Annotated in this window: 6 protein-coding genes; 1 reads left to right on the top strand and 5 read right to left on the bottom strand. The window is 58.2% G+C overall.

The window, feature by feature from the left end; translation table 11 throughout:
- Nucleotides 1-5: 5 nt before the first annotated feature.
- A complete protein-coding gene (locus tag ACZ9BE_RS14360) occupies nt 6-3,584 on the bottom strand; it encodes a Tc toxin subunit A (protein ID WP_476249599.1) in 3,579 nt (1,192 codons plus the stop codon).
- A gap of 426 nt (nt 3,585-4,010) precedes the next feature.
- Between ACZ9BE_RS14360 and ACZ9BE_RS14355 the strand changes: the two genes are divergently transcribed.
- Nucleotides 4,011-9,173, top strand: coding sequence for a hypothetical protein (locus ACZ9BE_RS14355; RefSeq protein ID WP_476249598.1), 5,163 nt, complete (start codon nt 4,011-4,013; stop codon nt 9,171-9,173).
- A gap of 135 nt (nt 9,174-9,308) precedes the next feature.
- Here the strand turns inward: ACZ9BE_RS14355 and nuoN are convergent, their stop codons facing one another.
- From nuoN to nuoK, 4 genes are read right to left on the bottom strand one after another with little or no spacing between them, the layout of a single operon-like run.
- The gene (gene nuoN / locus ACZ9BE_RS14350) at nt 9,309-10,772 is read right to left on the bottom strand and encodes an NADH-quinone oxidoreductase subunit NuoN (RefSeq protein WP_024013420.1); all 1,464 of its coding nucleotides are present in this window, start codon (nt 10,770-10,772) and stop codon (nt 9,309-9,311) included.
- 7 nt (nt 10,773-10,779) lie between these two features.
- Nucleotides 10,780-12,312, bottom strand: a complete 1,533-nt coding sequence (nuoM, locus tag ACZ9BE_RS14345; RefSeq protein ID WP_016775285.1) for an NADH-quinone oxidoreductase subunit M — start codon at nt 12,310-12,312, stop codon at nt 10,780-10,782.
- 39 nt (nt 12,313-12,351) lie between these two features.
- Nucleotides 12,352-14,205: an NADH-quinone oxidoreductase subunit L gene (gene nuoL, locus ACZ9BE_RS14340; RefSeq protein WP_024013419.1), complete on the bottom strand. Its 1,854-nt coding sequence runs from the start codon at nt 14,203-14,205 to the stop codon at nt 12,352-12,354.
- Nucleotides 14,202-14,510 carry an NADH-quinone oxidoreductase subunit NuoK gene (nuoK, locus tag ACZ9BE_RS14335; RefSeq protein ID WP_003180046.1) on the bottom strand — a complete coding sequence of 103 codons (309 nt, stop codon included), beginning with the start codon at nt 14,508-14,510 and terminating at the stop codon, nt 14,202-14,204. Before nuoK ends, nuoL begins: the two co-directional genes overlap by 4 nt.

Genomic DNA, 14,510 nt, shown 5'->3' with positions numbered 1-14,510 from the left:
GTTCCTCAACCATTGTCACGTGATGGGGCGGCGTTAGAGTGGGCGGCCATGACTCCCTCACCGACGGCTTTCCAGGCCAGCAGATCGCTTTGTTCGCCCAGCGCGGTGGCTTGCAATAGGGTTCTGGCGGCCAAGCCGCTGGCCTGACAAGCGGCCTGGCAACGACGGACCCAGTCGACTTGAGCCATCGAGGTGGCGCGTTTATCGGGGAGCGAGCTGGTCAGCTCGGCAACTTGCGCCTGCGGCCAGTTCAGCAAACGAGCAAGGGCAGCATCGGCCGTTTCGCTGGCGAGCTGGCGCAGGGCCTTGTTTTTCAATTGGGCCTTGGCTGGATTGGCGCAGCTGAAATAACTCAGGACATGGTCTTCGGACTGGCTCTGGCTGTGGAACCAATGACTGAAGCGTTCAAGCAGATAGAGATCGGAAAGCGAAGGCATGCTGTTACTGCCTTCCTCGTATGCCGCGCCACCCAGCCACATCGGATTGATTGCAAACAGGCGCAGAGCGCTATTGCTCAAACGCAGCTCTCTGGCGATCTCGGCGTGGCGAGCCACCCGTTGATAATCCTCGATCAACGCTTGGGGCAGCGGGGTCTTGAGTGCTTGCTGCAAAATGCTATAGGGCGTGGCCCACGCCCAGTGAATGACCGCCCGGCAGCAATCCGGCGCGAGTTTCGCGGTTTCCTGGAAAAGCCCTTCGAGCAACTGGGCCTGACGGTCATGCACATCGAGCAGGAACTTGACGAGTCTGTCTGCGCAAGCATCTTTGACAGGTTGGGCCAGCCCTAGACCTTTGAGCGCTTGCGCGACATCGGCCTGTAACCAGGCAACGGGTTCATCTGTCAGGGTCAGTGTGCGATCAAGGCCAGACAGCAGGCCGTCAGCAGTGATCAGATGGTGTTCGATCAGCAACTGAAACCAGTTGATTTCTCCTCGCTTGCGTTTGCCATCCTCTTGCAGTGGCAGACCCAGCGCATTGACTTGCGCCTCGGTCGCCAGGCTGCGGCGCGTATCGCTCTGCAGCGTGGTCAGACGCGCCCGCAACTCATCGGGCAGGGGAGCTTGCTCGGCCAATCTGATCTGCTGATCATTTTCCTGCTCTTCGGGATTTGGCGGGGCATCGATGCCCAGGCGTTGCAATACCTGCGTCACGGTCTGCTGACTGTCTTTGAGCCAGGCGAAGGCCCAATCCAGTTGCATCAGCACATCGAGGATGTCCGGATTCGCCTCCGCAGTCGTTGCACTCAAGCGGCCGCTGGCCAGTGCGGTTTTGTAAGACGAGCCTCCGAGAAGTCCCGCCAACGCCAGCAGTTCTTCGACCGAGTGACCGAACAACCGGGCTATCCGCGCCTGGCGGTACAACGAGGAAACGGTAGGCAAGTCACGCTTGAGCGCGCCCACGTGCTTTTCGGTCTGACGGGCAATCAACAGCAAAGAGTCTTCGGTGGGTTGCACACCGAGCCCGGCACAGAGTTGCAGCAGGGTTTTCTGCGTCGCGGCATCGAGGGTGGTCAAATCGATGGGTGTTTGATCGAGAATCAGCGGTGTGTCGAACAGTTGCACATGGTTGAACACTTGATCGAACAACGGCACCGCGTCCTTGCCGCTGGCATAGGGGCTGAGGTCGTGCAGCAGCGCCGCGAACTCTTCAGGTTCGATGCTGTAGCGCTGGTTCAGGTAGCGATAGACGCCCAGCGCACGCAGGGTGTTTGCGTTGAGTTCCATGCCCAGGTTTGATTCGCCCTCGGCGCGGATGGCACTGCAGATCAACGTGTCGAGCCTGGCGAAAGGAATGCCGCTCCAGCGTTGCAGGCGGATCATCCGCTGAAGACGATCGAGACGATCAAGTGAGGTTTTGGTCAGACGCCATTGTGTGTTGTCACCCGACGCTATCCGCTCCAGTCCTATGGCGTGGTCTGACTCATCGCTCAGGTCTGTTTCCGGGGCCGGTTCCGGCGCGTTGTCGGACAGTTCAGCACCGGGACCGATGCCATTGACGTAGCAGGCACCGTAGTGATTTGGAAAAGACCCGGTCAGCAGGTCAATCCTGTTCGGGGTCGGCTGCAGGTATGGACAATTGGGCGACAATCGCACTGCAAAGCTGCGGCGGGCCACAAGTTGCTCGACCTGTTCAGCGGTGAGGCCAGTGTGCTGCATGAAGTCGGTCAACAGGGTCAATTGCTGCACAGGCGCATCGCTGGTGACTTCGACACCGTAGGCGCCTTTGAAAAAGTTCTTTTCTGTCGTCGTCAGGCGGTACTGCTCATCCAGCGTAAAGGCGAAGCGCTGTCTGGCCAGACGGACCGGTTGCTCCACCGTCCCGGTGGCGGTGATCAGATCGAATCTGGCTGTGTATTCCTGCTCGGTCGGCGTGGGAAGGGTGGCAGCCTGGAAATGCACAACGATGGGTTTATCTATCGCAGCGTGCAGACGATTTATCAGCCAGCCAGTCCCTGTGAGGTCCGGCACGTTAGAGCTCAGATCGATACTGGCAGGCACGGTCTTGTCGTCTTTACGAAAGGTCAGTGAGACAACGGTTTTGGAGCCGCCTTGATTCGTTGGTGCGTCCGCCAACGGAGTCGCGACCACGTCGTCGGGCTGCCCGGACAGGAGCAAGTAACATCTGCTTGGTGTGGTATGTGGCCGCAGGTAGGCAGTGAGAGGGTTTTGCCAGCCGTTGATGAGATTGCTGCGGGTCAGATAAAAATGGCTGAACACCGGGGGGGCGAGCAGCAATTGCTGTTGTTGCGGGCTCAACCCGCACAGCAACCGTTGTGCCTGTAGCGCCGGTTGCTGCAATTGCCCATAGTCATTGATTGCCACCTGTTTGATCGGTAGCAACAGACTGGCCCGGTAATTCAACTCGCCCAGACGCGGCTTATTATCAGCGAGCCCAAGTTGGCATTGGTGATGATAGAAGTTGTAGGGCAGTTCGAAGGGGTAGCTCCGTTCGGCCAGTACCTGATAGGTGGATTTGCTTTTGTCGGGAAGATTGCCATCCAGATAGGTGCGCAGATGACTTTCCAATACCTGCGTGACAATTTCCAGCATTGGCCTCGGTGTGAAGGTGCTCTCCTGGCTGATCAACAGGTCCTTGAGGTCAGGACGGCGTTGATCCATCAACAGCCGCTTGGGATCCTCACTGGTGGCTTCCAGTTGAAGGGAGAATCTCCGCAGTTCAGTCAGGTAGGCCACCGGACTATCGTTGGCGGCAATGGCTCCGACCTTGGTGAACTCGTCCCAGTTTTCATTGAACATGCGTTGATAGGTAGCGCCCAGCGAAACCAGCGAGCTCACACCACTGCGTTGAGCCAGTTGCTGCAACGTGCCGGAAGAGGTCTGGTATTCCCGATACAGGCGCGAAATGAGCGCCGCATATTTCATCGCATTGTCATAAGCCACATCGGCGTTGGCGTCGCTGTGAAGGGCGAGCTGGCGAGCGAACGCTGCTTTGGATAAACGGACGATGTCGAAAACTGACGTGAAGCCCATTTGCTGCATGGCGGTGGGGAAGTCGCTGCGGTCTTTCTGTACCGAAACGTGTGGCTTTACCAGTCTCTGCAGCAACGAGTTGTTGTCAGCCATGACTGTGATTCTCCTACTTTCAAGAGTGGCATTGAGGCAATGCGCGGTTAGAGCAAACTAACGGTAAACAACAGGGACGTAACCTGTCAGACCTGACAGGTATTGCCGCATTGATTAGAACTAATTCGAATAAGACGGAATAATTTAAGGGCTTTATGTGCTGGCGGCTTCGGTTGTCTTGGTTTTCGGTTTCGTCCGTTTTGTCTTTGATATCTCTGTTTTTATAATGAGAAGTCATTTTGTTTTGTTCTGGTAATCGCTATTTATTATAAAAGCCTGTCAGGAATGACAGTGTGAATGAGCTCTGTAGTGAATTACTGTGAACTGAAGTTTCCTTTCCATATAAAGGCACGCTTCGCTCTGTTTTGATTGTTGTCTGGCGTTGTGCGTTTGTCTGATATGAACCTATTCATCCGAGAAGCCATAATGGAAAATGACGTCACTAAGAAAGAAGGCAGTTCAATTACTCAGAGAGAGGCTGCCGAAGGAAGATATGTCAGGCTTATTTCAACAATTACAATGCATGTGAAATATCCGGATTTATTCCTTCCGTGGGAGGCATTTCTTACAGTTGAATGTTTTTGGAATCCTTCAGGTACTTTGTTTACTTGTCACGCGAAGCAGTACGCGGCCACCAATAATGGCAGGCGAAAGGGCAATGTCTACTTGAGTTTCAGCTCGTCAGGGAGGTGGCCTGAGACGGAACTGACGAACGATGATGCGATTCAGGATGGTCGATGGCATGCTATCAGTGGTGGAGGTTCCGTAACAGGTAACAAACATTCGGCCGAGATCAATTTCAAGTTTGTGTTTGATCATGAGCTTAGTGCTGACAAGTCGAAAGATACCTCGGTAACCATGAGTTTTGAAGTTGACTTTCGTCCTCCCATTTTCGTGCATCCTCATGTTGTACATTCGCCGCTGCCGCAAATAAGTGGAACAGGCTATCCAGGCGCCTTGGTTAAACTGTATGAGGTTGATCAACTTGAGTTGGTGATCGGAGCTGCAATTGTAGACAACCATGGCAGATGGACGACTCCCCTGACAAAGCCTTTGTCCATGACCGAGAGCTTTTCGATAACAGCCTTGCAGCTCTATGAGAATGTACCCTCTCGCTGGGCAGTCCATTCCTCTTTTGCGGTTCTTTTTGCGCCCCACATTCTTGGCACAACTGTTACTCCGGAACGTAAACTCAGCGTCCACGGCGGCGGTGGCTTGGCGGGCGCGAAACTTGAGCTCTGGCTTGAAGACAAGAGCAAGGGAATTCAGTTAGCCACGACTGTCTGGCAGGACGGCACCTGGTTGGCGCTCAGTGTTGAAGCGTGGCTTCCTGGCAAGCATCTGCTCACTGCAAAACAGGTGGCATCGGTCAGCGGACAGAGCTCTGACTGGTCAGATACCTACGTCGTCAACGTAAAACCGCCAACTCCACGGATTGAAGTTCCACCCGCATCCAGCTCGGTAAAACAGGCGCTGAAGATTATGAATGTCTGGCCCGAAAGGGCATCCGTGCAAATATTCACTGACAAAGACGAAATTGTCGTTGGCACTTTCGATCGCTTCACATGCACTTTTACACCGTCGGGACAGTGGGCGGTAGGCACCACAAGCCTCAGGGCGGTGCAGACAGTGGACGGAGCGACATCCGACCCGAGCAGTGCGGTATCCGTCAAGATTCGACCCTCGAGACCGGTCATCGAGCCTCCCGCCGTCCCGATTGCAGCCCGGCAGACGCTGAGTATCAAATTCGTTTCACCCGATGCTACCTTGCTGGAAATGTTCAACGAAGTTGGCGAAAGCGTGTCGGGTGAATTTACCGGAAGTGGTACGTCCCGTACCTTCACCCCGGCGCAGGACTGGTCTGTATCCAGCCAGGTCAAAATCGTACAGACCGTAGGCGGTGTCCGCTCCAATCCAAGCGCGCTGGTGCCTATAGTGGTGAAACTCTTCATTGCTCCGCCATCTGATCCGGCAGCCGCGAAAGAAAAGCTGGCCATCAGTTTTTTCCTGGCCAGCGATGACGACTTGCGAATGTACATACAGGGCGGCGGATTGGTTGAAGGCACCTTCCTGGAAAGCGGCTCCGTCCGGTACTTCACCCCGAAGGAGGAGTGGAAGCAGGGAAAAACCACGGTCAGCGTTCACCAGGTCGTGGGTGGCGTCGTCAATTGGAGCAATCTGGTTACCCTTGCGGTACAACCCTCTGAACTGTCGCTTGCCAATCCGCCAGGCTCCGTGAGCTCGGACCTACAACTGACGCTTTTGTCGGCCCCTCCATCTTCCTCGGGCAGTGTGTTGCAGATGCTTACCGAAGCAGGCGCACCGGTGACGGGCGAATTCACCACTGGAACCCCACGCAAGTTCAAACCCTCGCCGCGGTGGCCAGCGGGCTACAATGCGGTCATGGCCGTGCAGTTCGTCGACGGAGTGCCATCCGCACCAAGCAACGTTGTCAGGTTTTTGGTCATACCCGCCAAGCCGGAAATCGAGCCGCCACCAAAACCTGCCTTGCCGAGACAGCGACTGAACATTATCGGGGTCGACCCCGGCGCCGTTACCTTGCAGATGCTTACCGAGGACGGGGCGGCGATTGAAGGTGATTTCACGGGAGTCGACACGTCTCGTATCTTCACACCCGCTGAGGACTGGGCAGGCACGCGCAAAATCGTGGTCGTGCAGACTGTCGACGGTGGCGCGTCGCAGCCTAGTAATGTTGTTACTGTGTATGCGCCCCCGCCGAAGCCGGAAATAGAACAACCACCCATCCCGGCAACATTTAGTCATGTGCTGAACATCAACAGGGGACGTTCATACGGTCCCGTCATCCTGCGAATGTACACGGCAGCGGGCATCAGGCTGGATGGCGAATTCAGCGCGTACAGTACTCCCGCCACCTTCACGCCAAGAAACGGGTGGCCACCGGGGAGGACCGAGGTCATGACAAAACAGGACATAAACGGCGTGGGTTCCGAGTTTAGCGATCCTGTTTTATTAGAGATCCTTCCCCGAAAGCCCTTCATCCAACCACCATACAACCCTGTCACTTCGAAGCACCAACTGAGTATTTCCAGCGTGTATGCCGGTGACGTGACCCTGCACATGTTCTACGAGGACGGCGAAACGGTGCCGGGTTATTTCAACGGCGATGGCGAATTCCGCACCTTCACGCCGGCCATTGACTGGACAGGAACCACCAAAGTCAATGTGGTACAGATCGTAGATGATGTACTTTCCCATCCAAGCGATCCGGTCACTGTTTCGGTAATAGGGAAGCTTCCCACACCCGTAATCACTCAGCCTTTACCCCACACCAGTCATCATGCCGATCTCAGGGTGCAAGGAACCTGCGTGGCTGGAGCGACGATCGCCGTGCAAGATGCCGCTGGCAACTTTCTGCAAGGCAACCTGACCTACAGTGGCACGACATGGTATTTCGAGTATGCCTGGCTGGCCGGTCCGCAACAGATCAAAGCACAGCAGAGCATTGGTGGGGAAACGTCTGAAGCTACCGAGATTCTTGAGTTCTCCATCAAGCCGGCGACGCCTGCTATCGAGCCGCCAAGCCACCCGGTCGCGCTGAAGCAATCTCTGAAAATCACCGGTGTAGCGTCAGGCGCCGTCAGCTTGCAAATGCTCACTGAGGCCAACAGACCGTTGGCTGGCAAATTCACTGCCAGCGGAGCCAACCGCCTCTTCACTCCGGTGGAGGACTGGTCGCCCGGCGAAAACACCGTCTACGTCATGCAAACAGTAGACGGCGTGGACTCTGACCCCAGTGACTTGTGCACTTTCACCGTGGAGGTGGAGGACCGGCCCGACGCCCCTCAATTCCAGCAACCGCAGGCGGGGGGCTTAACCTCACGGTATCCCTCCCTCAAGATCGCCGGCCTGCCAGGCGCGCTGCAAACCGTTCGTTTTGAGAACGGTGCGACGTTGCACGAAGAGACAGCGGGTGCAGACGGGATCCTGACATTCACAGTGGTGGAACCGTTGGATCCAGGCACCATTGTCCTTGAGGCTAAACAGGCCAGCGGTGGGACTGATTCGGATTGGAGCGCGCCGCATCGGTTTACGGTCAAGGCTGCCCCGTCAACTCCATCGATCGAAGCGCCACGGGCGAACTCCGAAACATCCCGCTATCCGAGGATTCGAGGCACAGGAGCAACGGGAGGTGAGATTGTCCTGCGTCATGCGCTTGATCCCAAGGAAGAGTTTGCCATCGTCGACGGTTCAACCCGGTGGAATTGGACCGCAGAAAAAGCGTGGCCCCTCGGAGACTACGCCGTGCAGGCCCGGCAGACATTCGACGGCGACTGGTCCGACTGGACTGAGGCTCGCTCCTTCAAGGTCAGCGAATCGCGGTATGCCATTGGCGACGCTACACCCGCCATCGGTACACCGGTGGTGGGCACCGAGCAGAGCGTGCTGTTGCGAATCCAGGTCATCTCCGGTGTCAGCGGGGAGGTAGCGGCTGGCGTGGAGGTGAAGTGGCGCGTCAATGGCGAGGAGGAATTGCTGGCGACAACGCAGACCGATGTCAACGGCTGGACCAGTTATCGCTATACACCTGAGACAGTCGGCAAGCATGACATTCTGGCGGACGTCACTCAGGATAACGCCGGTGTGATTTTGACCGAACTCTATGAAGTGAATGCCGTACTGGACGATGTCTGGGCGCAGGCAGCAGAGCTTTATCTGGACGGTGAGCGCGTCGACGCTGCAAGCGAACTCGTGCTGTTGAGAAAAAACCTGCCCTATAAGCTGGAGCTGAAGATTGCCGACGACAGTGTTTTGATTGGCTCTACCGTCACTTTGCAGAACTTCTGGGGCGCGAAGGAACGAGGCCTGACTTTCAACCCTGATCTGGGCACGCCGCTGACAATAAACAAAGGATCGTCAATCCATTGGTATATTTCTACCGAAGAGGCGAACAGTGGTTTTTATGGTTTGAGTCTGGCCAGTTCGATACTGCCCGACTGGGAGCTGCCCGGGCGAGTGGAAGCGGGGGATTTGGCTGACGCCGTGAGGTTTGATCTGGATGGGTTCCCCCAGGTGTTCGGTGGTGCCCCGGCGTACCCCTGCCTTGGGGCCACGCATACATTGACTTTGCGACCCCAGGACAGCAGTTTTTTGCTCGGCCAGGACGTGGTTCTGGAGTTGAGTGCGCAAGCGGCCGATCTAGGCGTGACCTTGAGTCCGAGCATCCCGCAAACGCTCGGCGAGGACGGGTTGAGCTGGTTGCTGAACTGCGTCGACAGTACCAGTGCCGGCGATTTCGCAGTCTGGTTGAAGGTGCCGGCGCTGGAATTCAGTTCGCTGGAGTTGCCCATGTCGCTGGCGCATAACAGTGCTGAGGTATCTGAAAGATTCGGCCCTCAGCAAATGGGAGGTTCGGCCTCGTTCTGGAGATATGGCATTCGCGCGGTTTCCACTTTCACGGGGCTGCCGGCGGGGGGAGTGCCGGTGACCGTCGCGGTGACTGGCAAGCCAACCATGGAAAATGTTACTGCTCGCGATGGCTGGATATTTATCAGCTACTACGACGGAGAGTCTGCAAGCCTGACCATTCGTAACCGCTATGGAAAGTAGTGGCTGAGCAAGCGTCGACAAGGGGAGTGAGGCGCGGTAATCGTCGAGGGTAGTTTGCTGTGCAACAAATCCCGGACAAAAAAAACGGCACCTGCGAAGGTGCCGTTTTCATGTGTAGCCAGATCAGCCGAGCAATCAGCCCGCCAGACCCGCCTGCTGTACCAGCACCAGCAATGGCTGCGGGTACACGCCCAGGAAGAAAGCGACCAGGGCGATGGCCAGCAGCATTACGCCGCCTGCCTTCTGTTCCCAGTGCAATTGGGCGTCGTGGCGACGCAGGTTTGGCTCGATCAGGTACAGGGTGACCATCACGCGCAGGTAGTAGAACACCCCGATGGCGCTGCCCAGTACCAGTGCGCCGACCAGCCACCACTGACGCGTTTCGACGCCGCTGGCGATGATGTAGAACTTGCCGATGAAGCCAGCGGTCAGCGGAATGCCGGCCAGGGACAGCATCATCACGGTGAGCACGGCGGTCAGGTACGGACGGCGCCAGAACAGGCCGCGGTACTCGTACAGGGCGTCGGCGTCGCGGCCGTTGTACGGCGAGGACATCAGGGTGATCACGCCGAACGCGCCGAGGCTGGTGATGACATAAGTCACCAGATAGACGCCGATGGCTTCCACCGCCAGACCCTTGCTCGCCACCAGCGCGATCAGCAGATAGCCGAAGTGCGCAATCGACGAGTAACCGAGCAGACGCTTGAGGTTGCTCTGGGTCAGGGCCAGCAGGTTACCGAACAGGATCGAGGCGACCGCGATAACGCTGAGCACATCGCTCAGCACACCACTGCTGGCAGCAGGGGAGAGCTGGAACAGACGCACCATCACCGCAAACACCGCCACCTTCGAAGCGGTGGCGAGGAACGCCGCCACCGGTGCCGGAGCACCTTCGTAGACGTCCGGCGTCCACAGGTGGAACGGTACCAGCGACAGCTTGAACGCCAGACCGATCAGCATCATGCCCAGGCCCAGTTGCGCCAGCGGGCTTGGCAGGCCGGTCGCGGCCAGGGCCTGACCGATGCCGACGAAGCTCAGCGAACCGGCGTCGGCGTAGAGCAGCGCCATACCGAACAGCAGGAACGCGGAACCGGCGGCCGACAGCACCATGTACTTGATGCCGGCTTCCAGCGAACGCTTGTTGAAAAAGGCGTAAGCGACCAGACCGTAGACCGGTACCGAGAGCAGCTCCAGACCGATGAACAACCCGGCCAGGTGCTGCGCGCTGACCAACACCAGACCACCGGCGGCGGCCATCAGGATCAGCAGGTACAGTTCTTCGCGATTGCCCGGGTAACCCGAACCGCCATCACCCAGATAGGCGTGGGCGAGGGTGACGCAGGCGAGGGTGGCGACCAGGATCATCGCCATGTACAGGCAGGCAAACGCGTCGATCTGCAGCAACGGGGTGACGGCCAGAGGCGCGACTTTCAACGCAGGCAGGATCGACAGCAGGGCCAGGTTCAGACCCGCCACCGAAATCAGGAAGGTCTGCGAGTGGTTGCGGCGCCAGGCGATTGCCAGCATCACCACGATAATGGTGAGGCTGGTGATCAACAGTGGCGCAAGCGCAATAAAGTGTTGAATCGTGAATTCCATAGCGCTCTTACCGGGCCGAAGCGAGTTGAGAGAAGGCGGTGCCGAGCCACTGCTGCACGCCATGCATGGTGGCGGCAGAGGTGTCGAGGAACGGTTGCGGGTAGACGCCGAGGTAAATCAGCAACACCGCCAGACCGAGCACCATGATCAGTTCGCGCGCGTCCATGCCGTGCAGCACCGCGTCGGATTTCGACGGGCCGAAGTAGGCACGGTGAATCATGATCAGCGAGTAGACCGAACCGAACACCAGACCGGAAGTGGCAATCGCCGTGACCCATGGAGCGCTGGCGAAGGAACCGATCAGGATCAGGAACTCGCCGACAAAGTTACCGGTGCCCGGCAAGCCCAGCGACGCCGCCGCGAAGAACAGGCTGATCGCCGGCAGGTAAGCGATACGCGACCACAGACCGCCCATCTCACGCATGTCACGCGTATGCAGACGCTCGTACAACTGACCGCTGAGGATAAACAGCGCAGCTGCCGACAGACCGTGCGCCAGCATCTGGATCACTGCGCCTTGCAGCGCCAGTTGGCTGCCGGAGTAGATACCGATCAACACGAAGCCCATGTGGGAAACGGAAGAGAAGGCAATCAGACGCTTGATGTCGGTTTGTGCGAACGCGAGGAACGCGCCGTAGAAGATCCCGATCAGACCGAGGGTCATGGCGATCGGCGCGAACTCCGCCGAAGCGTTCGGGAACAGCGGCAGGGCGAAACGCAGCAGACCGTAGGCCGCAGTTTTCAGCAGGATACCGGCGAGGTCGACGGAACCGGCTGTCGGTGCCTGGGCGTGAGCATCAGGCAGCCAGGAGTGGAACGGTACGACGGGCAGCTTGACCGCGAAGGCGATGAAGAAGCCGAGCATCAGAATGTACTCGGTGGTCATCGACATCTTGGTTTTCAACAGGTCGGCGTAGTTGAAGGTGATCACGCCGGTGTTGTTGAAGTTGACCAGCACCAGACCGAGGATCGCCACCAGCATGATCAGGCCGGACGCCTGAGTGAAGATGAAGAACTTGGTCGCTGCGTAGATCCGGGTTTTCTTGCCGTCCGAAGAACTGTGACCCCAGAGCGCGATGAGGAAGTACATCGGCACCAGCATCATTTCCCAGAAGAAGAAGAACATGAACAGGTCGAGGGCGAGGAACACGCCGACGACGCCGCCCAGGATCCACATCAGGTTCAGGTGGAAGAAGCCAACGTGACGTTGAATCTCTTTCCACGAGCAGAGTACCGAGAGGATACCCAGCAGACCGGTCAGCAGGATCATCAACAGCGACAGGCCGTCGAGGGCCAGGTGCACGTTGATGCCGAAACGCTGGATCCAGACATGCTTGAACTCAAGCGCCCAGGTCGGATCGGCGCCCGGCGCCGGTGCGAATGAATAGTCACCGTGGGCCCACAGCCAGAGGCCGAGCGCGAGTTCCAGGGTCATGGTCAACAGCGCAATCCAGCGCGGGAGGGTAGCGCCGAAGCGCTCACCCATCCAGCACAGCAGGCCGCCGATGAAGGGGATCAGGATTAGCCAAGGCAGAATCATGACGGGCTCGTTTCCTTTCGCAAATTCGCAAGGTTCATATCAGACCGCTACCAGCACGATGGCGCCGATCACCAGCACGGCACCAGCAGCCATCGAGGCGGCGTACCAACGCAGTTGACCGGTCTCGGTGCGGCTCAGGGCAGTGTGACCACCCTTGGCCATACGCGGGATCAGACCGATGGTCTGGTCGAGCGGGTCTTTGCGCAGTACATGGCTGATCGCAAGGTACGGCTTGACGAACAGTTTGTCGTAGATCCAGTCGAAGCCCCAGGCAGCGAACCACCAGGCCGAAAGGAAACGGCCGATGCCGCTGTTGGCAATTGCCGTGACGAAGCGACGCTTGCCGAGGAACAGCAGCGCTGCCAGCAGGATACCGGCCAGGGCGATGGCGCCCGAGGCGATTTCCAGACTGTGCTTGGCTTCGCCACCGGCATGCCCGACGCTTTGCGGCAGTACGCCGTGCAGCGGTGGCACGATCATCGCGCCGACGAAAGTCGACAGCACGATCAGCACCGACAATGGCAGCCAGTGGGCAATGCCGTGGCCGGCGTGGGCTTCGGTCTTGGCTTCACCGTGGAACGCGATGAAGATCAGGCGGAAGGTATACAGCGACGTCATGAACGCACCGACCAGACCTGCGTAAAGCAGACCCTGGTTACCGCTGGCGAACGCTTCCCAGAGGATTTCGTCCTTGGAGTAGAAGCCTGCGGTAACCAGTGGCAGAGCGGCCAGCGCGGCACCACCGACGATGAAGCTGGCGTAGGCCAGTGGCAGTTTCTTCCACAGACCGCCCATCTTGAAGATGTTCTGCTCGTGGTGGCAGGCAACGATCACCGCACCGGAAGCAAGGAACAGCAGGGCCTTGAAGAAGGCGTGAGTCATCAGGTGGAAGATAGCGCCTTCCCAGGCACCAACGCCCAGCGCCAGGAACATGTAGCCGATCTGGCTCATGGTCGAGTAGGCGAGGATACGTTTGATGTCGGTCTGCACCAGCGCGGCGAAACCGGCCAGTACCAGGGTCACGCCACCGACGATGCCGACGAGGTGCAGGATGTCCGGCGCCAGCGCAAACAGACCGTGGGTACGGGCGATCAGGTAGACACCGGCGGTCACCATGGTTGCGGCGTGGATCAGTGCCGAAACCGGGGTAGGGCCGGCCATCGCATCCGCGAGCCAGGTTTGCAGCGGCAGTTGCGCCGATTTACCGACAGCACCACCGAGCAGCATCAGGGTTGCCAGAACGATCCAGAAGTCACCGACCTTGAAGTGCTCCGGCGCACGTACCAGCAGTTCCTGGACGTTCAGCGTGCCCAGTTGCTGGAACAGGATGAACAGGCCGATGGCCATGAACACGTCGCCGATGCGGGTGACGATGAACGCCTTGAGTGCCGCGTTACCGTTGTTGCGGTTGCTGTAGTAGAAACCGATCAACAGGTACGAGCACAGGCCCACGCCTTCCCAACCGAAGTAGATGAACAGCAGGTTATCGCCGAGGATCAGGAACAGCATGCTGGCGATGAACAGGTTGGTGTACGAGAAGAAGCGCGAGTAACCGTCTTCGCCACGCATGTACCAGGACGCGAACAGGTGGATCAGGAAGCCGACGCCGACGACCACGCCGAGCATGGTCACCGACAGGCCATCCAGGTACAGCGCGAAGTTCGGCTGGAAACCTTCCACCGACATCCAGCGCCACAGCACCTGGGTGTACACGCCACCTTCCGGCGGCGCGACGTTGAATTGCCAGATCACGTAAGCGGTGACGATGGCCGACAGGCCGATCGAACCGACACCGATCAGCGCCGAGAGGTTTTCCGAGAAGCGGCCGCGCGAGAACGACAGCAACAGGAACCCGATCAGAGGGAATACGAAAGTCAGAAAGAGTAGGTTCATCCGCGCATCTCACTGGCAGCGTCGATATCGAGCGTGTGGAAGCGGCGATACAGTTGCAGCAGGATCGCCAGGCCAATACTGGCCTCGGCTGCGGCAAGGCTGATCACCAGGATGAACATGATCTGTCCATCCGGCTGCGCCCAGCGGGCGCCCGCAACGATGAAGGCCAGGGCAGAGGCGTTCATCATCACTTCCAGACTCATCAACACGAACAAAATGTTGCGGCGGACCATCAGGCCGACCAGACCAAGGCAGAACAGGATGCCGGCGACGGCCAGTCCATGTTCGAGAGGGATAGCAGGCAT

Source organism: Pseudomonas sp. TE9122 (genome assembly GCF_056278925.1).
This window is presented reverse-complemented; position numbering and strand designations above follow the sequence as displayed.